The 24,265-nt window shown below is 68.2% G+C and carries 22 protein-coding genes; 16 read left to right on the top strand and 6 right to left on the bottom strand.

The features are described 5' to 3' along the window. Positions 1–13 precede the first annotated feature (13 nt). The 7 genes from SACMADRAFT_RS07770 (at position 14) to SACMADRAFT_RS07740 (ending at position 10,187) form a co-directional block, all read left to right on the top strand. On the top strand, positions 14–889 hold the full coding sequence (locus tag SACMADRAFT_RS07770) for an SCO6745 family protein (RefSeq protein WP_009153250.1): 876 nt from the start codon (positions 14–16) through the stop codon (positions 887–889). A gap of 165 nt (positions 890–1,054) precedes the next feature. Then, entirely contained in the window at positions 1,055–2,845 is a 1,791-nt protein-coding gene (locus SACMADRAFT_RS07765; protein ID WP_009153249.1) for an acyclic terpene utilization AtuA family protein, read from the top strand. Further along, entirely contained in the window at positions 2,832–4,310 is a 1,479-nt protein-coding gene (locus SACMADRAFT_RS07760) for a CoA transferase (RefSeq protein ID WP_009153248.1), read from the top strand. Before SACMADRAFT_RS07765 ends, SACMADRAFT_RS07760 begins: the two co-directional genes overlap by 14 nt. A gap of 161 nt (positions 4,311–4,471) precedes the next feature. Further along, positions 4,472–5,974 (top strand): polysaccharide biosynthesis tyrosine autokinase, encoded by a 1,503-nt coding sequence (locus SACMADRAFT_RS07755; RefSeq protein ID WP_157617210.1) that lies wholly within the window; start codon positions 4,472–4,474, stop codon positions 5,972–5,974. 18 nt (positions 5,975–5,992) lie between these two features. Next, a complete protein-coding gene (locus SACMADRAFT_RS07750; RefSeq protein ID WP_009153246.1) occupies positions 5,993–6,628 on the top strand; it encodes an arsenate reductase/protein-tyrosine-phosphatase family protein in 636 nt (211 codons plus the stop codon). A gap of 332 nt (positions 6,629–6,960) precedes the next feature. Next, positions 6,961–8,913 carry a nucleoside-diphosphate sugar epimerase/dehydratase gene (locus SACMADRAFT_RS07745; protein ID WP_198285940.1) on the top strand — a complete coding sequence of 651 codons (1,953 nt, stop codon included), beginning with the start codon at positions 6,961–6,963 and terminating at the stop codon, positions 8,911–8,913. Beyond that, on the top strand, positions 8,910–10,187 hold the full coding sequence (locus tag SACMADRAFT_RS07740; protein WP_009153244.1) for a nucleotide sugar dehydrogenase: 1,278 nt from the start codon (positions 8,910–8,912) through the stop codon (positions 10,185–10,187). The genes SACMADRAFT_RS07745 and SACMADRAFT_RS07740 overlap by 4 nt, the downstream gene beginning before the upstream one ends. A 12-nt stretch (positions 10,188–10,199) precedes the next feature. Here SACMADRAFT_RS07740 and SACMADRAFT_RS07735 read toward each other — a convergent pair whose 3' ends face one another. Genes SACMADRAFT_RS07735 through SACMADRAFT_RS07720 form a run of 4 tightly spaced genes read right to left on the bottom strand, consistent with a single transcriptional unit; the run spans position 10,200 to position 14,196 of the window. Further along, positions 10,200–10,817 carry a GTP-binding protein gene (locus SACMADRAFT_RS07735; protein WP_009153243.1) on the bottom strand — a complete coding sequence of 206 codons (618 nt, stop codon included), beginning with the start codon at positions 10,815–10,817 and terminating at the stop codon, positions 10,200–10,202. Continuing rightward, complete coding sequence (locus SACMADRAFT_RS07730) at positions 10,798–11,166, bottom strand: DUF742 domain-containing protein (RefSeq protein ID WP_009153242.1); 369 nt, start codon at positions 11,164–11,166, stop codon at positions 10,798–10,800. The genes SACMADRAFT_RS07735 and SACMADRAFT_RS07730 overlap by 20 nt, the downstream gene beginning before the upstream one ends. Next, a complete protein-coding gene (locus SACMADRAFT_RS07725; protein ID WP_009153241.1) occupies positions 11,163–11,585 on the bottom strand; it encodes a roadblock/LC7 domain-containing protein in 423 nt (140 codons plus the stop codon). The genes SACMADRAFT_RS07730 and SACMADRAFT_RS07725 overlap by 4 nt, the downstream gene beginning before the upstream one ends. 46 nt (positions 11,586–11,631) lie before the next feature. Beyond that, the gene (locus SACMADRAFT_RS07720) at positions 11,632–14,196 is read right to left on the bottom strand and encodes a sensor histidine kinase (RefSeq protein ID WP_009153240.1); all 2,565 of its coding nucleotides are present in this window, start codon (positions 14,194–14,196) and stop codon (positions 11,632–11,634) included. 301 nt (positions 14,197–14,497) lie between these two features. On the opposite strand from SACMADRAFT_RS07720, the gene SACMADRAFT_RS07715 reads away from it, so the two are divergent. The 4 genes from SACMADRAFT_RS07715 to SACMADRAFT_RS07700 all read left to right on the top strand — a co-directional run bounded on the left by SACMADRAFT_RS07715 (position 14,498) and on the right by SACMADRAFT_RS07700 (position 16,800). Further along, complete coding sequence (locus SACMADRAFT_RS07715) at positions 14,498–15,043, top strand: rhodanese-like domain-containing protein (protein WP_009153239.1); 546 nt, start codon at positions 14,498–14,500, stop codon at positions 15,041–15,043. Positions 15,044–15,245: 202 nt separating this feature from the next. Further along, entirely contained in the window at positions 15,246–15,701 is a 456-nt protein-coding gene (locus SACMADRAFT_RS07710) for a MarR family winged helix-turn-helix transcriptional regulator (RefSeq protein WP_040926185.1), read from the top strand. A gap of 56 nt (positions 15,702–15,757) precedes the next feature. Further along, positions 15,758–16,102 (top strand): L-rhamnose mutarotase, encoded by a 345-nt coding sequence (locus SACMADRAFT_RS07705; RefSeq protein WP_009153237.1) that lies wholly within the window; start codon positions 15,758–15,760, stop codon positions 16,100–16,102. 14 nt (positions 16,103–16,116) lie between these two features. After that, on the top strand, positions 16,117–16,800 hold the full coding sequence (locus tag SACMADRAFT_RS07700; protein WP_040925593.1) for a FadR/GntR family transcriptional regulator: 684 nt from the start codon (positions 16,117–16,119) through the stop codon (positions 16,798–16,800). A 12-nt stretch (positions 16,801–16,812) separates the two neighbouring features. Here SACMADRAFT_RS07700 and SACMADRAFT_RS07695 read toward each other — a convergent pair whose 3' ends face one another. Both SACMADRAFT_RS07695 and SACMADRAFT_RS07690 read right to left on the bottom strand, forming a co-directional pair. Further along, positions 16,813–17,562, bottom strand: a complete 750-nt coding sequence (locus SACMADRAFT_RS07695; RefSeq protein WP_009153235.1) for an SDR family NAD(P)-dependent oxidoreductase — start codon at positions 17,560–17,562, stop codon at positions 16,813–16,815. A gap of 3 nt (positions 17,563–17,565) precedes the next feature. After that, positions 17,566–18,423: a fumarylacetoacetate hydrolase family protein gene (locus SACMADRAFT_RS07690; RefSeq protein WP_009153234.1), complete on the bottom strand. Its 858-nt coding sequence runs from the start codon at positions 18,421–18,423 to the stop codon at positions 17,566–17,568. A 154-nt stretch (positions 18,424–18,577) separates the two neighbouring features. Between SACMADRAFT_RS07690 and SACMADRAFT_RS07685 the strand changes: the two genes are divergently transcribed. Genes SACMADRAFT_RS07685 through SACMADRAFT_RS07665 form a run of 5 tightly spaced genes read left to right on the top strand, consistent with a single transcriptional unit; the run spans position 18,578 to position 24,236 of the window. Next, the gene (locus SACMADRAFT_RS07685; protein WP_009153233.1) at positions 18,578–19,855 is read left to right on the top strand and encodes an enolase C-terminal domain-like protein; all 1,278 of its coding nucleotides are present in this window, start codon (positions 18,578–18,580) and stop codon (positions 19,853–19,855) included. Next, positions 19,848–20,798 carry an aldo/keto reductase gene (locus tag SACMADRAFT_RS07680; protein ID WP_009153232.1) on the top strand — a complete coding sequence of 317 codons (951 nt, stop codon included), beginning with the start codon at positions 19,848–19,850 and terminating at the stop codon, positions 20,796–20,798. The genes SACMADRAFT_RS07685 and SACMADRAFT_RS07680 overlap by 8 nt, the downstream gene beginning before the upstream one ends. Continuing rightward, a complete protein-coding gene (locus tag SACMADRAFT_RS07675) occupies positions 20,795–21,655 on the top strand; it encodes an amidohydrolase family protein (protein WP_009153231.1) in 861 nt (286 codons plus the stop codon). The genes SACMADRAFT_RS07680 and SACMADRAFT_RS07675 overlap by 4 nt, the downstream gene beginning before the upstream one ends. Beyond that, positions 21,652–23,232 carry a sugar ABC transporter ATP-binding protein gene (locus tag SACMADRAFT_RS07670; RefSeq protein ID WP_009153230.1) on the top strand — a complete coding sequence of 527 codons (1,581 nt, stop codon included), beginning with the start codon at positions 21,652–21,654 and terminating at the stop codon, positions 23,230–23,232. Before SACMADRAFT_RS07675 ends, SACMADRAFT_RS07670 begins: the two co-directional genes overlap by 4 nt. Continuing rightward, entirely contained in the window at positions 23,229–24,236 is a 1,008-nt protein-coding gene (locus tag SACMADRAFT_RS07665) for an ABC transporter permease (protein WP_009153229.1), read from the top strand. Before SACMADRAFT_RS07670 ends, SACMADRAFT_RS07665 begins: the two co-directional genes overlap by 4 nt. Positions 24,237–24,265: the final 29 nt, after the last annotated feature.

Raw genomic sequence — 24,265 nt, 5'->3', positions numbered from 1 at the left:
CGCGGGAGGCACCGTGGTGGAGGGACCGAGCGTCGAGCGCCTGATGTGGTGGCTGCTGGAGCCCATTCACGCGGTGCTCTACTACGCACCGGAAGGCTTCGAACAGGCCGCGGCGCTCGGGTACGACATCACGCAACGCTGGCCGAGCTACTTCGCGTGGCGGGCAGCACCGCTGGGTGCCGCCGGAGTCGAACTCGTGTCGGCCACGTTCTACAGCTTCAGTCCGAGCATGGTCGCCGAAAACGTGCCCGCCGCGTGGCGGACAGCGACACCGCAGCGCGTGCTGGACACCCGGTTGCGGGCAGTGGAGGCGATCTACAAGCGGCTGCTGGGCGCCGACCGCGACGAGGCAACGGTGCGGGAGGCCGCACTGCTGGCATGCAGGGCCGCCGAGGCGGCACCGCTGCACGGCCGCCCACTCGCCGCCGCGAACGCCGACCAGCCTTGGCAGGACGACCCATGCCTGGTGTTGTGGCAGGCAGCCACCATCCTGCGCGAGCACCGCGGCGACGGGCATCTCGCGGCACTGCTTGCCTTTGACCTCGATCCCGTCGAGTCGCTGGTGTCCTTCGCATCGGTGGATGCCGCTCCCGCCGAGACCTTCGCAAGTAGGGGCTGGAGCGAGCGGGAATGGTCGCGGGCGCGGGAGCGACTCGCGGCGAGGGGGCTTGTCGGCTCCGAGGGAAAGGCCACCGATCGAGGGCTGCGGTTACGCGCGGACATCGAGCAGCGCACCGACGAACTCGCCCGCGCCCCGTGGGACGCACTCGGCCCCGACTCGACGGCCAGACTGGCCGAGTTGCTGACTCCGATCTTCGGCAGCGTTGTGGGCTCCGGAGTCTTCCCGGAGAGCAACACGCTTGCCGTCGGCAAGCGGTTCGACCGGTAGTGCGGCGTCGCGTCGACAGCCTGTGCCTGGCGAGCGAGGTCAGGCAGGGTCCCCAGCGCTGCTGCCCGGCCTGAGCGGTGGAGCCCAACCCGAAGGCTTTTTGGCAGATGTTCAATAAGCTAGCCTTTGGGTCGAGTGCCCCAACACCACGAGGAGGTGGTGACGATGGCCCGCGGGCCCATCCGTGTCGCGAACTTCTCCGGATATCTCGGCGACCGATTCACCGCCGTCGACGAAGCCATGGCTGGTGACCCCGTCGACGTGCTCGTAGGTGACTACCTGGCCGAGATCACCCTCGCCGCACTGGCGGCGAGATACCAGCACGACCCGACCAAGGGTTACGTCGGGTACTTCCTCGACCAGATCCGTCCGCACCTCGCGGCGCTGGCCGAGCGCGGGATCAAGGTCGTCACCAACGCGGGCGGCTTCCACCCGGCAGGGCTCGCGACCGCCCTGCGCGACCTCGCCTCGCACGAGGGGGTGCAGCTACGCATCGCCCACATCGAGGGCGACAACGTAGCGCCCGACCTGCCGCGGCTGCGCGCGGAGGGCCACCGGTTCGAGCATCTCGACACCGGGCAGCCGCTCGACAGTTGGGGCCTGGAGCCGATCGCGGCCAACGCCTACCTCGGTGGCTGGGGCATCGCCGCCGCGCTGGCCGAGGGGGCCGACATCGTGGTGTGCGGGCGGGCGACCGACGCCTCGCTCGCCGCGGGCGCCGCCGCCTGGTGGCACGGGTGGGATCGCGGCGACTGGACCGCCATGGCGGGCGCCGTCACGGCCGGACACATCATCGAGTGCGGCTCACAGGCGGTGGGCGGCAACTTCTCCGGCTTCACCCGCATACCCGACATGACCACCCCCGGCTTCCCCATCGCCGAGATCGCCGCCGACGGCACGAGCGTCATCACCAAACACGCCAGGGACGGCGGCGCCGTCACCGTGGACACGGTCACCGCCCAGTTGGTGTACGAGATCCAGGGCCCCACATACCTCAACCCGGACGTGACGGTTCACTTCGACACGCTGCGGCTCACCGCCCTCGGCCGGGACCGGGTCGGAGTCGGCGGAGCCACCGGAAGCCCTCCCCCGCCGACGACCAAGGTGGCCGCCTTCGCGCAGCTGGGCTTCGCAATCGTGGACACCGTGTTCGTCACCGCGCCCGACGTCGACGACAAGATCGAACTGCTGTGTGCGCAGGTGGGCAAGGACCTGCCCGATGGCGTGGACCAACTCGAGTTCACCCGTCTGGGTACAGCCGCCACGGACCCGGAAAGCCAGTGGGACGCGACCGTGGCGGTTCGCGTCGCGGCGACCGCACGACAGCGGGAACCACTCGTGCGGCTCGGCCTTGCCCGCAGGCTCGCCGGCCTCTATCTGCAAAGCATTCCCGGCTTCTTCCACGACGCCGACGCGGCACCGGCCACCAAACCCAAACCACGGATCGACTACTGGCCCGCCCTGCTGCCGCAGGAAGCGGTCGCGCACCGAGCCGTCCTCGACGACGGCAGGGTCGTGCGGATCGATCCGCCCGCCGACACCGCCGTCAGCGAGCAACCCCGCCACCCCGAGCCCGCGGCCGCACCACCTGCCACCGGTACTCGCAGCGCTGCACTCGGTTCGGTGGCCTACGCCCGAAGCGGCGACAAGGGCGGCAACTGCAACGTCGGAGTGTGGGTGCCCGACGAGCGGTCGTGGCCATGGCTTCGGCAGGCGCTGTCCACCGAGGAACTGCGCAGGCTGCTGCCCGAGGTGAAGGACCTCGACATCGTCCGCCACGAACTACCGGCGTTGCGAGCCGTGCACTTCGTGCTGCGCGGGTTGCTCGGTACCAGCGCCTCGGCCAACACCCGCGTCGATCAGGCGGGCAAGGCGGTGGGCGAGTACCTGCGAGCCAAACACCTGCCGATCCCGGAAGAACTGCTCACCTCTTGGGAACACGATGCTGCTCACTGAACGGCTGACGAGCGCGCTCGCCCGCCCGGCCACCGACGACGCCTTCGACCCGCACGCCGCTCTCGCCGACGTACTGGCGGGGCTGGGAATGAGCGCCGCCGACACCGGCGGGACGATCACCTTCACCGGCGCCGACCCCGTCGTGCCCAGCACCCTGCGGTTGGGTGGCGCGGCGGCCGTCGCACTCGCCGCGAAGTCCGCGGCCGTGGCCAAGCTGTGGCGGCTGCGCGGCGGCAGCGGTCAGGACATCGCCGTCGACCTGCGGGTGGCACCACACCGGCTGTGCCCCTTCTACGACCGCAAGTGGGAGTTGCTCAACGGCTACCCGCCCGGCACACAGGCGAACGCGACCCAGGCGCTCGGCCTGCGGTTCTACCGCACCGCCGACGACAGGTGGGTCCTGCCGCTAAACCCGTACCCCAAGATCAAACTAGCCGCCCAGCGGCTGCTCGGGGTCCCCGAGGACACCAAGGCCGTCGCCGCCGCGATCGCCCGCTGGCGCGGCAGGGAACTGGAGGAGGCGGCGGTGGCGGCGGGCACCGTGCTGCCGATGCTGCGCACCACCGAGGAACTGCTCGCCGAGCCGCACTACACCGAAGCACTCGCCGACATGCCGCTGGTGGAGATCACCAAGATCGGGCAGAGCAAGCCCGAGCCACTCACCTCGGCCGCCGATCCGCTGTCCGGTGTGAGGGCACTGGGCATGGGTCACGTCATCGCAGGCGCGGGCGTGGGCAGGGCGCTGGCACTGCACGGCGCCGACGTGCTCAACCTGTGGCGGCCGGAGGAACTCGAGCACGACGCCATCTACACCACCGCGAACGTGGGGGTGCGTTCGGCGACCGTCGACCCGTACCGCGAGGACGGCCACGCGCTGATCCAGCGGCTGCTGTCCGGTGCCGACGTGTTCTATGCCAACCGCCGCCCCGGCTACCTTTCCCGGATCGGACTGTCCGCGAAGCAGGCGGCGACGAGCAGGCCCGGCATCATCCACGCCACCGCGTCGCTGAACGGCGAGCGAGGACCGTGGGCCGACCGCATCGGGTTCGACCAGACGGCGGGCAGCCTCGTCGGGATGATGCACCTGGAAGGTGACGGTGACCGCCCGGGCCTGCCACCGATCATGGTGGTCAACGACTACATCGTCTCGTGGTTGCTGGCCGCCGGGATCGTGGAGGCACTCACGCGTAGAGCGCGGGAAGGCGGCAGCTACCGGGTGCACGTCTCGCTCACCCGCGCGGCACTGTGGATACTCAGTCTCGGCGTCTTCGACAAGGAATACGCCGTGAACACCGCGGGTCACGGCGAGGACCACAGCTATCTCGACCCGAAGACGTTCAGCGCGCGCACTCCACTCGGCCACTACCAGGGGGTCACCGAACAGGTGTCCATGTCAAGAACCCCGGGCCGATACCCGTTCGTGCTCGTACCCCGAGGCTCCTGCCGTCCGGAGTGGACCGAGTAGCCCGGAAGGGCGAACACCGGCACTCCACTACCGTCAGACCTGCCGCTACGTTGCCCAGGTGCGCCTTGCCCGGTAGCGTCCGTTGACAGGTCGCATGACCCTTCCGGCCCAGTCCTCGCCGGGTAAGCGACGTCGACGACGAACTGGGCGGAGGTGCCGTGTTGACCCTGCACGACTACTTGCAGGTTGCACGCGAACGCTGGAAAACCATCCTGGTAGGCCTGCTGCTCGGCATCGCCACAGCCGCGACCGTCACCTGGACCATGGTGCCGCAGTACTCCGCGCAGGCGACTATCTACATCTCCTCGCACGCCACCGGCGATCTGACCGACGCATACCAGGGCAACCGCCTGTCCGCCGACAAGGTCAAGTCGTACACACAACTGCTCACCAGCCGCAGGATCGGCCAGGACGTCGTCGACCGACTCGGACTGAACGTCCCCGCCGACGAGGTGGCCGGACAACTGAGTTCGTCGTCGGAGCCGGAAACGGTGCTGCTGAGCGTTCAGGCGACCGATCCCTCACCGGCACGGGCACGCGATCTCGCCAACGCCGCGGCGGGCTCGTTCACCGGGCTGGTCGGGCAACTCGAGCGGCCCGCTGCCGGCGGGCCACCAACCGTGACCGCGCAGGTCGTCGAGTCCGCCCGCATCCCGGGCGGTCCGGTCAGCCCTCGACCGGTACTCAACATCGCTGTCGGTGTCCTCCTCGGCCTGCTCGGCGGCTACGGCGCCGCCATGGCCAGGCACCTGCTGGACACCAGCATCAAGTCCCAGCAGGACCTGGCGAAGATCACCGACACACCTCACCTCGGGAACGTCGCGTTCGATCCCGAGGTGCCCAAGCGGCCGCTGACCGTACACACCGACCCGCAGTCGCCACGCAGCGAAGAGTTCCGAAAGATCAGGACCAACCTGCAGTTCGTGGACGTGGACAGTCCGAACAAGGCGATCGTGGTGACGAGCGCGATCCCCGACGAGGGCAAGACCACGACGCTGTGCAACATCGCCATCGCGGTGGCGCAGGCGGGCAGCAGGGTGCTGGTGGTCGAGACCGACCTGCGGCGTCCGCGAGCGGCACACTACCTCGGGGTAGAGGGCGCCGTCGGTGTCACGAGCGTGCTCTCCGGCCGCGTTTCGCTCAGCGACGCCGTGCAGCCGTGGAACTTCAACATGCTCGACGTACTCGCCAGCGGCCCCATCCCGCCCAACCCGAGCGAGCTGCTCGCGTCGCAGCAGATGAGCACCTTGCTCAAGGAGCTTCGTGGCCGGTACGACCTCATCATCTTCGACGCACCGCCGCTGCTTCCGGTGACCGACGCGGCGGTGCTGGGCGCGCAGTGCGACGGGGCCTTGATCGTCGCCCGGCACGGTAAGACGACGACGAACCAGGTGAAGGCCGCGGTTTCGGCCCTGGAAGCCGCCTCGGTGCGGACGCTCGGCACGGTTTTGACCATGGTTCCGCAGCCGAAATCGACGTCCTACTACCACTATTACTACTACTCGGAGGAACGGCGGCCCGCGGCAGCCCGCCCGGCGCAGCGCGGCGCCGCCACCGAAGTGGGGCAGACCACCACGAACGGCCATGGCGAGCAGCCGGGACAGCAGCAGCCCATCCCGGTACCGGAACAAGGCTGGCGACACGAAAGGCACCACGTCCGGTGACCGTCACGAGGTGATGCAATGACCACCAGCCACACCGGGCAGAACTTTCGCATACTGTTCGTCTGCACCGGAAACATCTGCAGATCACCGTTCGCACAGTTCCTCACCGACAGCCTCATCAAGGCCAGACTCCGCCCCACCGATGCAGACCGGTTCGTCGTCGGCAGCGCCGGGGTGGAGGCGTTACCCGGTGCGCGGATCGACGTCCTGGCACATGCCGAACTGGCCAGGCGGGGCCTTGCGGGTTCGGCGGCGCAATTCAGGGCACGGCGGCTGCAGCCGGAGACCGCGGCGAACGCGGACCTCGTGCTGACGGCCGACCGCGAACACCGTTCCGCGGTCGTCCATCTCGCGCCTTCGGCTCTGCGCAGGACCTTCTGCATCCGCGAGTTCGCGAGGCACATCCAGGACATCCCTGCGGCCGGGCTTCCCCCGCACCCGGTCGATCGCGCGGCGCGGCTGGTGGCACTGGCGGCCCAGCGTCGCGGTGCCGTCTGCTACGCCACCGAGCACGACGACACGATTCCCGACCCCCGCGGCCGGTCGGCCGCCGTTCATCGCAGCATGGCCGAGACCATCGCGGGCGCCATAACACCATTCGTAGGAAGGTTGGCCGAACCTGTTATGGAATCCCCGGCGCGGGAAACCGTATGAAAAGCAATTCAGCCGGCCAGACAATTACCCGAATGGTTCAACGGGCACGACAGCACAATGCGAGGCCACAAGCAACGGTGCTAACGTGACCACGTAACCGGATCACCTCCCCGGACCCTCCCGGACCACGCGATTCCCCGGGGAATCAGCGACGCCTGAATCAAAGAAGACACCGCCGGAACCAACAGCGGCGTGATTTCCGTCCGGGCCGATATCGCCAGTTCCAACTGTCCGGCCCTGCGGACTCCCGCTCGCTGCCCACCGGGTGAATGTCGTCCCCCGGCAGTCGGTTCACCCTCGGGTCGCGCGATGCCCGCGTCCAGGAGATCAGAGTGCGAGGTAGCACCATGCACGACCTTGTCATGGCCTTAACCGCGCCATGGCGGCGAAAAACCGCCCTGCTGGCAGCCGTCGACGGATTCTCGTGGCTGCTCGCGATTTTGCTCGCCAGTTGGCTGAGATACGAGTTCACACTCGATCAGGTCTACGGCGGCGCGCTTGTCCGGGCGGCGGCGGTCGCCGTGCTCGCGTCGTGGCTCACCGGCTCGGCGAGTCGCCTGTACTCCGGTGGATATGCCGTCGGCAGCCTCGACGACGTTCTCAACCTCGCGAAATCCACGATCATCGGCGGATTCGCGCTGCTGATCGCTGTACTGCTGGGGCTGACCCCGTCGATCCCGCGGTCGGTGCCGGTCATCGCGACCCTGCTGGCACTGTCCATGTCGGCCGCAGCGCGGCTTCTCGCCCGCGTGTACCGTGCCCGCAGGCTGCGACCGCGGCAGTCTCGCGCACGGCGGGTCATCGTGTACGGCTCGGGGCCGCAGGGCGAGCAACTCATCCGCTCGATGCTCTCCGGCACGGCGGGCGAACTGCTCCCGGTGGCAGTACTGGACGACGACACCGAAACGCCGAACGCGCGGGTGGCGGGAGTACCGGTACGCGGCGGCACGGGACAGCTGGAAGCAGTCGCTCGAGAGACCCGCGCGCAACTGCTGATCGTCGCGATGGCGAACCCCGACCCTGCCGCCATGCGTTCACTGGTCTCCGCCGCCGCGAACACCTCGCTCGACGTCAAGGTGCTGCCACCGCTTACGGAACTGCTTCGGCCGTGGGCCGACTTCTCCGATCTTCGCGACCTCAACCTCACCGACCTGCTCGGCAGGGCACCGGTCGACACCGACGTGGATTCCATCGCCGGATACCTCGCCGGGCAACGCGTGCTCGTCACCGGCGCGGGCGGGTCGATCGGTTCGGAGCTGTGTCGCCAGGTCGACAAGTTCAAGCCTGCCGCGCTCATGATGCTCGACCGGGACGAGTCGGCGCTGCACGCGGTGCGACTGTCCCTCTACGGCAAGGCCGACCTCGACTCGCCGGACGTCATCCTCGCCGACATCCGCGATGCCGACCGGATACGGGAGGTGTTCCTGCGGCACAAGCCGGACGTGGTGTTCCACGCGGCGGCACTGAAACACCTCGCCATGCTGGAGCGGTATCCCGAGGAAGCGTGGAAGACGAACGTGCTGGGCACGATCACGCTGCTGGACGCGGCATGCGAGTCGGGAGTCGGCAAGTTCATCAACGTGTCCACCGACAAGGCCGCCAACCCCTCCAGCGTGCTCGGCCGGTCCAAACGAATCGGTGAGCGCCTGGTGGCGGGCACCGCCGCCCGCTGCGGCGGCACCTTCCTCTCCGTACGGTTCGGCAACGTCCTCGGCAGCCGAGGGTCGGTACTCACCACCTTCGCCGAGCAACTCTCCTCCGGTTCACCGCTCACCGTGACGCATCCGGAGGTGACCCGGTTCTTCATGACGGTGCCGGAGGCGGTCGAGTTGGTCATCCAGGCAGCCGCCATCGGCCGCTCGGGTGAGGCGCTCGTCCTCGACATGGGGGAACCGGTGCGGATCACCGAGCTTGCCGAGATGCTGATGGCGCTGTCCGGGCGCCAGTCACCGATCGTGTACACCGGCCTCGGCCGTGGGGAGAAGCTGCACGAGGAACTCTTCGGCTCCGGCGAGTTGGACAGGCGGCCGGTACACCCGGCGATCTCCCACATCCGGGTGTCCGGAATAGACACGGCGACCGTGCGCACCGTCGGCTCCCAGCTCGACGTCGCTCGCGCGATGACCGAACTCGTCGACAGCGAGGTGTCCATCCCCCGGGTGCGCGAACCGCAGCCGGTGGAGTTTCGGCCGACCGCGCGGTCCGAGACCCGCGATCACGTGCACGTGACATCCAACCACCACTGGGATTCAGGCACCTCCACACCGCAGAGGGGGCATCGGTGAGCACGGTCGCGAAATCGCCGGGGCGGCTTGTGGTCGTCGGGCAGGGCTTCGTCGGGCTTCCGATCGCGATGCGTGCCGTCGAGGTCGGTTTCGACGTGGTCGGTGTGGACGTCGACGTCGTCAGGGTGTGGTCGCTTCGGGACGGCCGTTCCTATGTCGAGGACGTGACCGACGACGAGCTGAAACGAGCGCTGTCGTCGGGCAGGTACCGGCCGACCGACGACTATGCCGACGTCGAGGGGTTCGACGCCGCCATCATCACGGTACCGACGCCGCTGCGGGACTCCTCCCCCGACCTCAGCTTCATCGAGGCAGCGACGAGCAGCATCGCGCAGCACGTCCGCCCGGGTGTCACCGTGGTGCTGGAATCCACCACCTACCCCGGTACCACGGAAGAGCTGGTGGTGCCGCTGCTGGAGAAGGGCAGTGGGCTGTCGGCCGGACAGGACTTCCTGGTCGGGTACAGCCCCGAACGCATCGACCCGGGAAACACCCGCTGGCGGTTCGCGAACACGCCGAAGGTGGTGTCGGGAGTCGACAGCCGCTCGCTTGCCGCCGTGCGGCGACTGTACGACCGGCTCGTCGAGCAGACCGTGCCGGTTACGACGCCGAAGGAGGCCGAGCTCGCGAAACTGCTGGAAAACACGTTCCGCCACGTGAACATAGCGCTGGTCAACGAGTTGGCCGTTTTCGCCCACCAGCTGGGTGTCGACATCTGGGAGGCCATCGACGCGGCCACGACCAAACCGTTCGGCTTCATGCGGTTCACGCCGGGACCGGGTGTGGGCGGGCACTGCCTTCCGGTGGACCCGACCTACCTGTCCTGGCGCGTGCGTCGTGACCTCAAGCGGGACTTCCGGTTCGTCAGCCTGGCCAACGATGTCAACGACCACATGCCGGACTACGTGGTGCAGCGGCTGGGGGCGTCGCTGAACCGCATGCGCAAGCCTGTCAACGACAGCACGGTGTTGCTGTTGGGCCTTGCCTACAAACCCAACACCGGCGACATCCGCGAGTCACCAGCGCTGCGGATCACCGAGTTGCTCACCGAGCAGGGCGCGAACGTGCAGGCCGTCGACTCCCATGTGGAACCCCACCGATGCCCTTCGACCGTGAAGCTCGTCGAGCTGTCCTGCCAGGTGGTGCGGGACGCCGACGCCGTGGTGCTGCTCACCGACCACGACGATGTCGACTACACACTGGTGCAACGCAACGCCACCGCCATCCTCGACACCCGGCGCCGACTGTCCGGCGCGAACGTCGAGTACCTGTGACGGTGGCCGACCTTACCGCGACGGCTGTGGAGCGCGGACGCCCGCATCCGCACTGCGAAGCTTGATCAGGTACTCCATGAGCGTGACCAGCGCGTGCTTGCTGAGTTCCTTGTCCCGCGCATCTGTGAGGGTAATGGGAACCTCGGGGTCGACGTCGAGGGCGGCCCTGACCTGTTCGACGTCGTAGACCGGCGCGCCGTGGAAGCAGTTCACCGCCACCATGAACGGCACCCTCCTTCGCTCGAAGAAGTCCACCGACGCGAAGCAGTTGTCCAGCCTGCGGGTGTCGGCGAGCACGACGGCACCGAGCGCTCCCCTGGCCAGTTCGTCCCACATGAACCAGAATCGTTGCTGGCCGGGCGTCCCGAACAGATACAGCACCAGCTTGGGATTGATCGTGATCCTGCCGAAGTCGATCGCGACCGTCGTGGTGGTCTTGGCTTCCACCCCGGAAAGGTCGTCGACACTTGCCCCGACCTCGGTGAGCATCTCCTCGGTACGCAGTGGTGGGATCTCGCTCACCGCGCCGACCATCGTCGTCTTGCCTACACCGAATCCTCCGGCTATGAGGATCTTGACCGCGGACGCGAGCGCGTTCGTGCCGATCCGCTCAGAGCCTTCGAATACCATCGAGAACCGCCTGCAGTAGCTGTGGGCTGGGAATGTCGGTCGTGGTCGGAGGCGAGCGGAACACGAGATACCCGCGTTCGATGAGGTCGCTCAACATCACCTTCACCACGACAATGGGCAGATCAATCTTGGCGGACACCTCGGCCACGGACTGGGGTTGCTGGCACAGGCGCACGATCTCCGCGTGTTCCGGTCCCAGCGCTCCCCTCGCGTCCACGGTCGTCGCCACGACCAGACTGATCAGCTCAAGATCGTGCCGTGTCGGGCGGGCCCTACCCCCGGCCAGGAAGAACGGACGGACCAGCGGGTCCGCGGGTGCTTCCTCCCAGGGCTCGCCGTACCGGTTCATGGCGATGTGCTACCTCGTGCTGCTTCCTGGGCGGGGGTCCGCGGCGCCGCGGACAGCGTCGCACCGACCCGCTTCACGAGCCGGTTCATCTCGTAGGCCACCAGCCCCAGGTCGGGCTGCGCGTTCGTCAACGCCGCCAGGCACGCGCCACGGCCTGCAGCCGTGACGAACAGGAAGGCCTCGTCCATCTCCACCAGCGTCTGCCGTACCTCGCCGCCGTGGAAGTGCCGCGCCGTGCCACGGGACAGGCTCTGGAAAGCCGACGCCACGGCCGACAGGTGCTCGGCCTCCTCCTCCGTCAGGCTGTGCGAACGGCCGAGCAGCAGGCCGTCTGTCGAGAGGACCACAGCGTGGTCGATTCCGACCACCCTGCGGACGAAGTCGTCGAGCAGCCAGCTCAAATCAACCGTTGTCGTCATCTTCCGATCCACCGCCAGTTCTTGTCGATCAGCGTGCCGAGATTATCTATGGACGCCACGGGCCCTGTTCCTCGGCGCGGCCACGTTCCGTTCCTCGCTGGAACGCGCTCATTACATTGCGCGCCTGCGCCGCCCGTTGATCGAAGTCGGGCTCTGCCGACTCGTGCTCGGGCTCCGGTTCCTGGTCGGATACCGGGTCGTCCTGCAACTGTGGCGCCAGATGGGTTTGCCTTCGGCGTCTCGGCAGCGGTGGCAGGTCACCCTCCGATTGCGACGGCCACTGCGGTTGGGGCGGCGGCGGCACCTGGTGTTGCGGCACCTGGTGTTGCGGCACCTGGTGTTGCGGCGCCTGGTGCTGCGGCGGCCCCTGTGGCTGCGGCGGTACCTGCTGCGGTGCCTGTGGCGGTGGCTGAGCCCCGGGCCTGCGCCTCGTCCGGAACTCTTCGTCCACGTGAGCCTCCCCCGCGCCGTTCGTGCTCGGCTCGGCGCCGGGATGTGCCACCTTGCCGTTGCCCTGGTGTTCGGCGAACAGCGACGACTGGCCGTTGGATACGCCCGCGGCGGCCGGAACCCGAGGGATGGCACGCAGGGTGGCGTCGTCGTCGGCCGGGTCACTGTCCTGCGTGGCCGCCTCCACGGCGGTGAGGTTGGTGGGCAGCAGCACCACCGCCCGCACGCCCCCGTAGATGGACTCGAGCAACGTGATCTTGATCCCGTGCTCGTGCGCCAGCTTCGCCACCACGAAGAAGCCGATGCGCGAGTCCTGGGTGAGCGCCATCACGCTGAAGTCCGGCGGCTCGCGGAACATCGCGTTGTAGTCCTCGCGGTCCTCCAGATCGATGCCGATGCCCTGGTCCTCGACCTCGATGACAGTGCCCTTGCCCACCGGGTTGCTCCGCACCTCGATGCGGGAACCGGGGGGCGAGAACTCGATGGCGTTGTCCACCAGCTCGGCCAGCAGGTGGATGACGTCCGCCACCGCTCGGCCGACCAGAGTCATGTCAGGGATGCGGCCGATGTTCACGCGGTTGTACTGCGAGGTCTCCGACACCGCGCTGCGGACCACGTCGATGAGCCTCGCGCCGTCCCGCCACTGACGGCCGAGCTGGCCGCCGCCGAGGATGATCAGGTTCTCGGCGTTGCGCCGCTCGCGGGTACTCAGGTGGTCGAGCTGGAACAGCAGCTCCACCTGGTCAGGGTCCTCCACGGCACGCTCTGCCTTGTCCAGCACCTGCAACTGGCGCTGCACGACGGCCTGGCTGCGACGCGCGATGTTGAGGAACACCGCGTTGGTGCCTTCCCGCAGCTGCGCCTCCTGCACGGCGGCGTTGACAGCGGTCTGCTGTGCCTTGTTGAACGCATCGGCCACCTCGCCGATCTCGTCGTATCCGACGTGCAGTTCGGGAACCTCTTCGGAGACGTCGACCGGCTCGCCGTCCCTGATTCGCTGCACGACCGAGGGCAGTCGCTCGTCGGCTCGCAGCGTGTCGTCCCGGAGCCTGCGAAGCCGCCGCACGACGCTGTTGCCCATCCGCATGGCCAGCAACAGCACCGCGAGCGCCAGCACCAGGCTCGCCACCGCGATGAGCACCGAGCGGGTCAGCTGGTCCTCGGCCGCTTCCTTCTCCATCGCCGCCGCGGCCGTGCCCAGCTCACCGAGGCCCATGCTGCTGAGCTCGGTCGCGCTCTCCCGCGCCGCCGCCTGCCACTCCTGGTCGCTGAGCGGCAACTCGACGTCGGAAGCGGTCGGGTCGAACTGGCCGGCCGGGTCGACGTAACCAAGTATCTGGGCCTGCTCGTCGAATTCCACGAAGCCCTGCGTGACCAGAGCTGTCTCCATCCGGCCCAGCTGCTGCCACTGCGGGGAGTTCTGCAACTCCTGGAGTTGTCGCTGCTCCTCGTCGGGCAGCCTGCTGCCGACGGAGGCCAACTCGGCACGATAGGCGCGCGTGAGCGAGCTGAATTCCTCCAGCTCTGCCCTGGTCATGCCGCCGCCCTGCATCGAGGCGGCCGCCAGCGAGTTGCTACGCACCAGCCAGTCGGAGATCCGCATCAGGTCGGAGGCGGTGGAGCGGTAGAGGGCCGTTTCCTTGTCCGTGGAGTCGCGGCCGATGGAGTCCGCCGCGACGATCATCGCATCGGCGATCTGGTTGAACGCCTGGTACACCTGCAACCGCGAGATCCTGCCGCTGTCGACGTTTTGCCTCAGCTCCATCATGCGCGGCATGGCGGAGACGAATCTGGTGATCGCCTCCTTCGCGCGCTGCGGCATCGCATCCGCCACCTGCGAGGAGATGCTGCTGAACCGCGACATCAGCTGATCCATGCCTTGCCGTGCCTGCGCGAGGGCTGCTTTGTTGCGCTGCGACGGATTGGCCACTACGGCGAGGCTCGCCCTGCGTTCCTCACTCATGGCCGGCATAAAGGGAACGGCCATGTTGTAACCGTCGGCCAGCAGTTCCGCGGTATCTCGTTTCTGTACGGCCTCAATCAGTGCGTAGGTATTGAACCCGACCCCCGCGGCCAGCAGCACGAAGCTCGGGACCAGCGCGATCGCGAGCACGCGAGCCTTCAAGGAGATGCCGGGCTTACGCCCGCTGGAGCCGCTCATGAAGCTTCGCTTTCTGGAGTATTCGGACAGTTCGGGGCAGTCGCCGCAGGACGGAGCCCGCGGGACGTGATCCCCGAGTCACGACGGCGGCTCAGGTTACATCACGGCTTTGAAACGGTCACCATGCTCCCGCGGAAGGCGGGTAGAATCCCGCGACCGGTATTGATTTCCGAATGGCTCTGCCTTACTGTGCCTCGCGGACTCGGGCGGCGCTGTGACCCAGCGGACCGGTGTCCATTTTTGGTTTTCCATTCCGCTACCTTCCGCGAGCGCATGTTCGCGCACAGTGACAGGAGACAACGTGTCCGACACGATCCCCGCGACCGCCGACGTCACGCAGGTCAGCCAACTGCTGCAGAACGGTTCGGGCGCGCGACTGATCGACGTCCGGACGGAGGCCGAGTTCAACCAGGCGCACATCCCCGGCTCCCGCCACGTACCGCTGTCGACGCTGCGCAAGAACGTGGATGAACTGGCGAGCACGCCGCAGGACCACCTGGTGCTGGTTTGCGCGGCCGGGCCTCGAGCCGAGCAGGCCCGGCAACTGCTGCAGACGGCCGGGTTCAGCAGGCTCACCGTGCTGCGTGGTGGAATCAACGCCTGGGAGCAGAGCCAGGCACCGCTGCACCACGGAAGCTCGACCTGGACGATGGAGCGTCAGGTCCGCCTCGTCGCGGGCATGCTCGTGCTCATCGGTGTGTTGTCGAGCCTGGCGTTCGAGCCGCTGAAGTGGATCGCCGGGTTCGTCGGCGCCGGACTGACCTTCGCCGCGCTGAGCAACACCTGCGCGATGGCCAAGGTGCTGTCCTTGCTGCCGCACAACCGCGCGAGGCGCTGCGACTGCTGAGCGCGCTCCGACAGGTCGGCTCCGTAGCGCTGTGGGTTGCGTCACATCCACCGCGCGACGTGTGTACTCTCCCGCTGCCCGCGGGTCCCTCGCTTCCACCACCGCACCCGTCAGGCGACGAGTGACGCAACGGAGCCGAGCGGGGACTCGCGGGCAAGCGCTGTTCATCGGCGCCGCATACACCGCCCACTACGCTTCCTACATGGACAGACCGGCCTCGGATTCCGCGCCCGAACGCCTGCGAACACTGCCGAGTTGGCTGCTCTCCCAGACCGCGGTGCCCGCGCACCGGCTGGTGTCGCAACGACTCGCCGCGGTGGGCGCGCGTGGCTACCATTTCCGCCTGTTGGCCGCCCTCGACGATTTCGGCGCCGCCAGCCAGGCCACGCTGGGACGGCGAAGCGGTATCCACCTCAGTGATGTGGTCGCCGCCGTCAACGAACTCGCCGAAGGCGGCTTCGTGCGGCGTAGCCCGGATCCGTCCGACCGCCGCCGCAACGTCATCACGATCACCGAGGCGGGCAGGCAGCGCCTGCGCGAGCTGGCGGACGTGCTCGCCACCGTGCAGGACGAGTTGCTGGCACCGTTTTCCGTGCCGGAACGCGAGGAGTTGGTGCGGCTGCTCACCGTGCTGCTCGAGCACCACGGACGAGGCTGAACCAACCATCAAAGATCGGATGTATTCTGGCGGCATTCTCGACCAAGGGAGTGCCGATGCCGCAGATCGCCCTGCACACCGTACTGAAGCCAGGAAGGGAGCTGGACTACGAAGCCCTGCACGCCAGCATCCCATCGGATGTCGCGGCGGCGCTTGCCGAACACGGCGTGCGGGACTGGCGGATCTGGCGGGACGGCAGGCACCTGTTCCACCTCGTCGACGTGGCCGACTACAAGGCGATGCGCGCCGCCTTGCGCGACCACCCCGGCAACATGCGCTGGCAGGCCACGGTGGGGCCGCTGCACGAGAAGGCGGACGACTACTCCGGCGGCGACGACGGCATCGCCTTGCTGTGGAGCCTCGCCGAACAGCTCGGCCTCGGCCGCGACCGGGGCGAGTGAAGGGGCTAGGCACCATGTCGGTCACCGACGACGCGATCGAGGCGATCAAGCAGATGATCGTCGACGGGGAGTTGCGCCCAGGAGACCGGTTGCCGCGCGAGGCCGACCTCGCCGACCGGCTCGGACTGTCACGCAACTCGCTGCGTGAGGCCGTCCGCGCGCTGTCGCTCATTCACGTGCTCGACGTCCGGCAGGGCGACGGCACATACGTGACGAGCCTGGAACCCGCGCTGCTGATGGACGCGATGGGTTTCGTCGTGGACTTTCACCGCGACGACACCGTGCTGCAGTTCCTCGAGGTGCGACGCATCCTCGAACCCGAGGCCACCGCGATGGCCGCACTCACCATGCCCAAGCACGACATCGACGAACTGGCCGTGCTGCTCGACTCGCTCGGCGACCGGCCCACCGTGGAACAGCTGGTGGTCAACGACCTGGAGTTCCATCACCGCATCGCGGCGGGCTCAGGTAACCAGGTGCTGTGCTCGTTCGTCGACAGCGTCTCCGGCCGTACCCAGCGCGCACGCACGTGGCGAGGCATCACACAGGAGGCCGCGGTCGAGCGCACACTCACCGAGCACCGCGCGATCCAGCGGGCGCTTTCGGACCGGCAGCCCGACGTGGCACGGGCGTGGGCGACCGTACACATCGCTGGCGTGGAGCAGTGGATCCGGCAAACCCTGGTGGAACAGATCTGAGTGTTCGGGTCGTCAGTGGCGTGGGCGCGGCCGCAGTTCCTGCATCCCGCCGTCCACGGCCAGCCCCACACCGTTGGTGGAGGACGCCAGTGGGCCGGCGAGGTAGGCGACGGCGTGCGCGATCTCTTCGGCAGCGACCAGCCTGCCGTGTGGTTGCCTCGCGCGCAGCGCCGCCCGCTCGGCGTCGGGATCGTCGGCGGCGTCGAGCAACCTGGCGATCCACGGTGTGTCGGCGGTTCCGGGATGGACGCAGTTGACGCGAATACCCTCCGGGAGGTGGTCGACCGCCATCGCCCGGGTCAGCGCGGTGACGGCTCCCTTCGTGGCGCTGTAGAGCGCCCGCTGCGGCAAGCCCGCCGTCGCCACGATTGATCCGATGTTCACGATGGCCGCGGCCTTCGACCGCCGCAGGTGCGGCAGCGCCGCTCGGCTGGTCCGCACCACGCCGAGCAGATTGACGTCGAGCACCCGCAGCCACTCCGCGTCGTCGTTGTCGGCGACCGTGCCCTGTGCCCCCACCCCGGCGTTGTTGACCAGGATGTCCAGGCCGCCGAACCGCTCCACCACGGCGGCGATCCCCGCGCGGACCGAATCATCGTCGGTGACGTCGGCGCGCACACCGAAGACGCCCTCGGCATCGACCGGCGACACGTCCAGTGCCGCGACTTCGGCACCCCGCTGCCGCAGTTCGGCCACCACCGCGGCGCCGATCCCCGATGCGCCACCGGTCACCGCGGCAACCAGTCCCGTGAACTCGGCCATGGCCTACTCCTGTTCTCCCGCCACGAATCGTTGCCGCTGCCTGCCGAGGCCCTCGATCTCCAGTTCCACCACGTCGCCCGGCCGCAGGTAGGGAAACCGGCCGGACAGCGCGACGCCCTGCGGCGTTCCCGTCATCACCAGATCACCCGGTTCGAGTGCCAGGTAGGCACTGATGTGCCACACGAGGTACTCCACGCCGAACACCATGTCGGCGGTGGTGGAGTCCTGCCTCGGCTCTCCGTTGACCCAACTGCGCAACCGCAGCCCGGTGTGGTCCACCTCGTCGGGGGTGACCAGCCACGGACCGGTCGGCATGAAGCCCGGGGCGCACTTGCCCTTGCTCCACTGCCCGCCGGAGTCCTCCAACTGGTGTCGCCGCTCGGAGACGTCGTTGCCGATGACGAATCCGGCCACGTGTTCCATGCTCTGCTCGACGGAAGCCAGCCGGTAGGCGCGCTTGCCGATGACCACGCCCAGTTCGACCTCCCAGTCGGTGCGCTCGCTGCCGGGTGGGATGGCGACCGGGTCCTCGGGACCGACGACGGTGTTGGGCGTCTTGAGGAACAGGATCGGTGTGCTCGGCGGCCGCGAGCCCGACTCGGCGGCGTGCTCGGCATAGTTCATGCCGACGCAGATCACCGCGCTCGGCCTGGCGACGGGCGCCGCGACTCGTGACCGCGCCTGCTGCGGCAGCACCGGCAACTGCCGCTGCGCCAGCGCTGTGCGCGCCCGCTCGATGCCACCCGAGGCGAGGAACGCGCCGTCCACGTCGGCGGTGAGCCCGCCGAGGTCGTAGACCTCTCCTCGATCGAGCACGGCGGGACGCTCCGCACCCTGCGGTCCGAACCGGGCGAGCTTCACAACAGACCCTCACCTTCATTGGTCGGGTGTCTTCCCGAACCGGACTCTAGATCATGAACGTCCACAGCGACAGGGATGAACCTTGACGGTATATACATCGGATGTCTAGGGTTCGCCGCAGTGACAGAGACCATACGACGAAGGCGGTCGGTCCGTGGCGCGAATCATCGCACTGCAAACGCACGACATTCGGTTCCCGACGTCGAAGACGCTGGACGGATCGGACGCGATGAACCCCGACCCGGACTACTCCGCCAGCTACGTGCGGCTGCGCACCGACGCCGCCGACGGCCTCGAAGGCCACGGCTTCGTCTTCACCATCGGCAGGGGCAACGACGTACAGGTCGCCGCGCTGCGCGCGCTGGAAGGTCACCTCGTCGGCCGCGACGTCGCCGAAACCCTCGACGACCTCGGCGGCGTGTGGCGGGAGTTGGTGCACGACTCCCAACTGCGCTGGCTCGGCCCCGAGAAGGGGATCATGCACATGGCGATCGGCGCAGCGGTGAACGCGCTGTGGGACCTCAAGGCCAAACGCGCCGGGGTTCCGTTGTGGCGGCTGCTTTCGTCGCTCTCGCCGGAAGAGATCGTCGACCTGATCGACTTCCGGTACCTCACCGACGCGCTCACCAGAGAGGACGCGCTGGCCCTGCTGCGGTCGGCCGAACCGGGCCGCGCCGAGCGTGAGACGCGGCTGCTGGCACAGGGCTACCCCGCCTACACCACCACACCGGGCTGGCTCGGCTACGACGACGACAAACTGGCCAAGCTGTGCCGCGAAGCCATCGAGCAGGGCTTCACCCACATCAAGCTCAAGGTGGGTGCCGACCTCGACGACGACCTACGCAGATTGCGCATCGCACGCGACATCTGCGGGCCCGACATCAAGATCGCCGTGGACGCCAACCAGCGCTGGGACGTCGCGGAGGCGATCCGCTGGACGAAGGCACTGGCACGATTCGACATCGCGTGGGTCGAGGAACCGACGAGCCCCGACGACGTGCTCGCGCACGCGGCGATCGCCAAGGCAGTGGCGCCGGTGCCCGTGGCCACCGGAGAGCACATCGCCAACCGGGTGGTGTTCAAGCAACTCCTGCAGTCGGGAGGGCTCAGCGTGCTGCAACTGGACGCCACCCGGGTGGCAGGTGTGAACGAGAACATCGCGATCCTGTTGCTGGCCGCGAAGTTCGGTGTTCCGGTGTGCCCACACGCGGGCGGGGTCGGCCTGTGTGAAGCGGTGCAGCACCTGGCGATGTTCGACTTCGTCGCCGTCTCGGGCAGCCTCGACGGCCGCGTCATCGAGTTCGTCGACCACCTGCACGAGCACTTCGTGACACCCGTCGATGTGCGTGGCGGCCGCTATCTCGCTCCGGCGGCACCGGGTGCAGGCACCGAGATGTACCCGACCTCCATCGCGGAGTACACCCATGCTTGACCTCGGCCGCTTCTCGCTCGGCACGGCGGGCCTTGGCAATCTCTACGAGCCGATGTCCGACGAGCAGGCATGGGCGGTGCTCGACGCCGCGTGGGAGTGCGGCGTCCGTTACTTCGACACCGCACCGCACTACGGACTCGGCCTCGCCGAACGCAGGCTCGGCGCGTTCCTTGCCACCAAGCGGCGCTCGGAATTCGTGGTCTCGACGAAGGTGGGCAGGCTGCTGGTGCCCGACCCGGCCGGCGCCGACCGGCTGGACCTGGCCAACCACTATGCGGTTCCCGCGGACGCCCGCAGGGTCTGGGACTTCACATCCGGCGGGGTGCGCCGCTGCCTCGAGGAGTCGCTGCTTCGCCTCGGCATGGAGTCCGTCGACGTGCTCTACCTGCACGACCCGGACGAGTACGAACTGGCACCCGCACTGGAACAGGGCCTGCCCGCACTCGCCGCGCTGCGTGAGGAAGGCGTGGTCTCGGCGATCGGCGTCGGTTCGAAATCCACCGACGCGCTGGTGCGGGCGGTGCGCTACGAGCTGCTCGACCTGGTGCTGGTCGCGGGCCGGTTCACGTTGCTGGAGCAGCCCGCGCTGGAGGAGTTGATTCCGCGCTGCCGCGATCACGGTGTCGCGATCGTGAACGCGGGCGTGTTCAACTCCGGGCTGCTCGCCGCCACCTGGCCGTCGGCCGACGACAGGTACGAGTACGGTCCGGTGCCCGCCGACGTGCTGGCCAAGGCGCGCGCCATCGCCGAGGTCTGCGCCGAGCACGGAACGGACCTGCCCACGGCCGCGCTGGCGTTCTCGCTGCGCGAGCCGCTGGTCCGTACCGTTCTCACCGGCGCGGCCGCGCCCGATCACGTGCGCGCCAACCAGCGGCGGCTGGCCACCCCGGTTCCGGAGGAACTGTGGACCGTACTGCGGGACAAGGGACTGACGCGGCTATGACCGGCGACGTCGGCACCATTGTGGACACCCACCTGCACCTGTGGGACCTGCAGGTGAGCGAGTACGGCTGGCTGCCCCGTGGCAGCCCGCTGCATGCCACCTTCACCGCCGAGCAGGCGAAAGCGGAACTGGACGAGGCCGGGATCGGCTCGGCGATCCTGGTGCAGGCCGAGGACTCCGCTCGTGACACCGAGTTCATGCTGCGGCAGGCCGAGGCGCAGCCGTGGATCACCGGTGTGGTCGGCTGGATCAAGCTCGACGAGCCGGGAACCGCACAACGCCAGCTGGACAATCTGCTGCCACATCCGGCGTTTCGAGGGGTTCGGCACCTGGTGCACGACGACCCGCGCGCCGACTTCCTCGCCATGCCGAAGGTCAGGCGCTCGCTGTCGCTGCTTGCCGATCACCGGGTGCCCTTCGACGTGCCGGACGCGTGGCCGAGGCACCTGGCCGCCACCACCGAACTCGCCACCGCACTTCCCGCACTTCGGATCGTGCTGGATCACCTCGGTAAGCCACCACGCGGCGACCGCGAGGGCTTCGCGGCGTGGCGCGAGGCGATCGCCGAACTGGCCCGGCGCCCCAACACCGTGGCCAAGGTGTCGGGACTGCAACTGGCAGGCCAGCCACTGACCGTGAGCGCGCTGCGGCCTGCATGGGAAACGGCGCTCGAACATTTCGGCCCCGGCCGGCTGATGTACGGCGGGGACTGGCCGATGACCGTGCCACACGGCGGATACCAGCCGATGTGGCAGGTGCTGAGCGAACTGATCGGCGAGCTCGCCCCCACCGAGCGGGCCCGGCTGCTGCACGCAACGGCACACGCCGTCTACGGCCCCAGGGAGGTCGCGCGATGACCGAGCCTGCCACGGTCCCGCTGCTGGAAGTCGAAGGTGTGCACAAGAGCTTCCCCGGCGTGCGGGCCCTGCGGGACATGCGGCTGGAACTGCGGCACGGCGAAGTACTCGCCCTGGTCGGCGAGAACGGCGCGGGCAAGTCCACGCTGATGAAGCTGCTCACCGGCATCCATACCGCCGACGCGGGCACGTTCCGGCTCGACGGGAGGCCGCTCGCCGTCGGCAGCCCCAGGCAGGCGCTGGAACGAGGAATCAGCATCATCCACCAGGAGTTCAACCTGGTGCCGCACCTGACGGTGGCACAGAACATCTTCATCGGCCGCGAACCGCGCAGGTGGCGGATGTGGCTGGACGAAGGCGTGCTCAACCAACAAGCCGCGGCGCTGCTGACCGAACTGGGGATGAAACTGGACCCCAAGGCGGTGGTCGGTGGGCTGACCGTCGCCAACCAGCAACTGGTGGAGATCGCCAAGGCGCTGGCCCACGAGCCGAAGGTGCTCATCCTCGACGAGCCAACGGCCGCGCTGAACGAGGCCGAGGTGGCCACATTGCACGAGCTGATCCGGGCGTTCGTCCGTCCCGGCACCGGCGCCATCTACATCTCCCACCGCATGGAGGAGCTGCGACGGATCGCGGACCGGGTGACGGTCATCCGCGACGGCGAGTACATCGACACGCTCGACGCCCGATCGGCCACCACCTCGCAGATCATCTCGCGGATGGTGGGAAGGGGCGTGGACACCGACATCGGACCGCGGGATGTGCGGCGCGACCGCGACGTCGTGCTGCAGGTGCGAGGGCTGCGAACCAAGGAACTGCTCAAGGACGTCTCGTTCGAGCTGCGCCGCGGCGAGATCCTGGGCTTCGCCGGGCTGATGGGAGCGGGACGGACCGAGGTGGCGAGGGCGCTGGTCGGCGCCGATCCCGTGACAGGCGGCACTGTCCGGTTGCACGGCGAGCCCGTGCGCATATCGAATCCGGCCGAGGCCGCGCGGTTGGGCATCGGGTACCTGTCCGAGGACCGCAAACGGTACGGGCTGCTGCTCGACCACGACGTGGCCGCCAACATCACGCTCGGCTCTATGCGCCAGGCGTTCACCACCGCCGGGTTCGTGCGCGACCGGGCGGCGAGGGCTGCGGCGGCCGAGTACGTCCGGACCCTGCGGATCAAGACCCCGACGCTGGAACAGCAGACCAAGCACCTCTCCGGCGGCAACCAGCAGAAAGTGGTCATCGCCAAGTGGCTGGCCAAGGACTGCGACGTGCTCATCTTCGACGAGCCGACCCGCGGGATCGACGTCGGCGCGAAGGAAGAGATCTACGGCGTGCTCAACGAGCTCGCGTCGCAAGGCAAATCGATCATCATGATCTCGTCCGAGCTGCCGGAGATCCTGCGCATGTCACACCGCGTCGCCGTGCTCAGCGAGGGACGACTCACCCGCGTGCTCGACGCCGACGAGGCGAGTCAGGAGAACATCATGCATTACGCGACATTGCGGCCCGACGAGAATCCCGCCGACGCCGCCGAACTCGGCCTGGACGGCACGGGGCCGGTAAGGGAGGCGTGGCGGCCATGACAGCGGTCAAGACCACGAGTTCGGCGCAGCAGCGGCAGCCGCGAGGTGGGCTCGCCGCCGCGCTGAAGAGCAGGCTGCAGCAGTTGCTCGCGTTCGGCAGCCTCGTCGTCATCTACGCGTTCTTCTCGCTGGCCAGCCCGTACTTCCTCAGTTACGGCAACTTCATGGCCATCCTGTTCTCGACGGTGGTGATCGGTACGCTCGCCATCGGCACCACGTTCGTGATCATCGCGGGCGGCATCGACCTTTCCATCGGCACCGGGATGGCGCTGTGCGCGGTGATGTCCGGGGTGTTCCTCGTCAAGCTGGGGCTGCCACTGGCGCTCGGCGTCCCGGCTGCGATCCTGTTCGGCGGCCTGATCGGGCTTGTCAACGGCCTGAACGTGGCACTGCTGAAGATCCCGCCGTTCATCGCGACGCTGGCGATGATGCTGGTGGCCGAAGGGCTCGCGCTCGTGTTGTCCGACAGCACGCCCATCTACTTCAACGACGTGCCCGGATACGTCGAACTGTCGACGGGCAACCTCGTCTCCGGGCTGAACTTCCCCAACGCGGTGTTGATCCTGCTGTTGGTCGCGCTGCTGGCTGGTCTGCTGCTCACCAAGAGCGTGCTCGGCCGCTACACCTACGCGATCGGGAGCAACGAGGAGGCCACGGAGCTTTCCGGTATCGCCGTACGTCGCTGGAAGGTCGCCATCTACGCCTTCGCGGGGCTGTTCACGGGACTGGCGGGTGTGATGATCTCCGCCCGTCTCGGTTCCGCCCAGCCCGCTACCGGGATGGGCTACGAGTTGCAGGCGATCGCGGCCGTGGTGATCGGAGGCACGTCGTTGTCCGGGGGTAAGGGCTCCATTCTGGGCACGCTGATCGGGGCACTCATCATCTCGGTGCTCAACAACGGGCTGCAGATCATGTCCATCCCCCAGGAATGGCAGAACGTGATCCTGGGCTGCGTGATCCTCGTGGCCGTCTACACGGACAGGATCAGGAAGAAAGCGGCATAACGCGGATACGCCGTCGCGCGCCCGCAACC

Origin of the sequence: Saccharomonospora marina XMU15, from assembly GCF_000244955.1 — a bacterium.
Lineage (GTDB): Bacteria > Actinomycetota > Actinomycetes > Mycobacteriales > Pseudonocardiaceae > Saccharomonospora_A > Saccharomonospora_A marina.
This window is presented reverse-complemented; position numbering and strand designations above follow the sequence as displayed.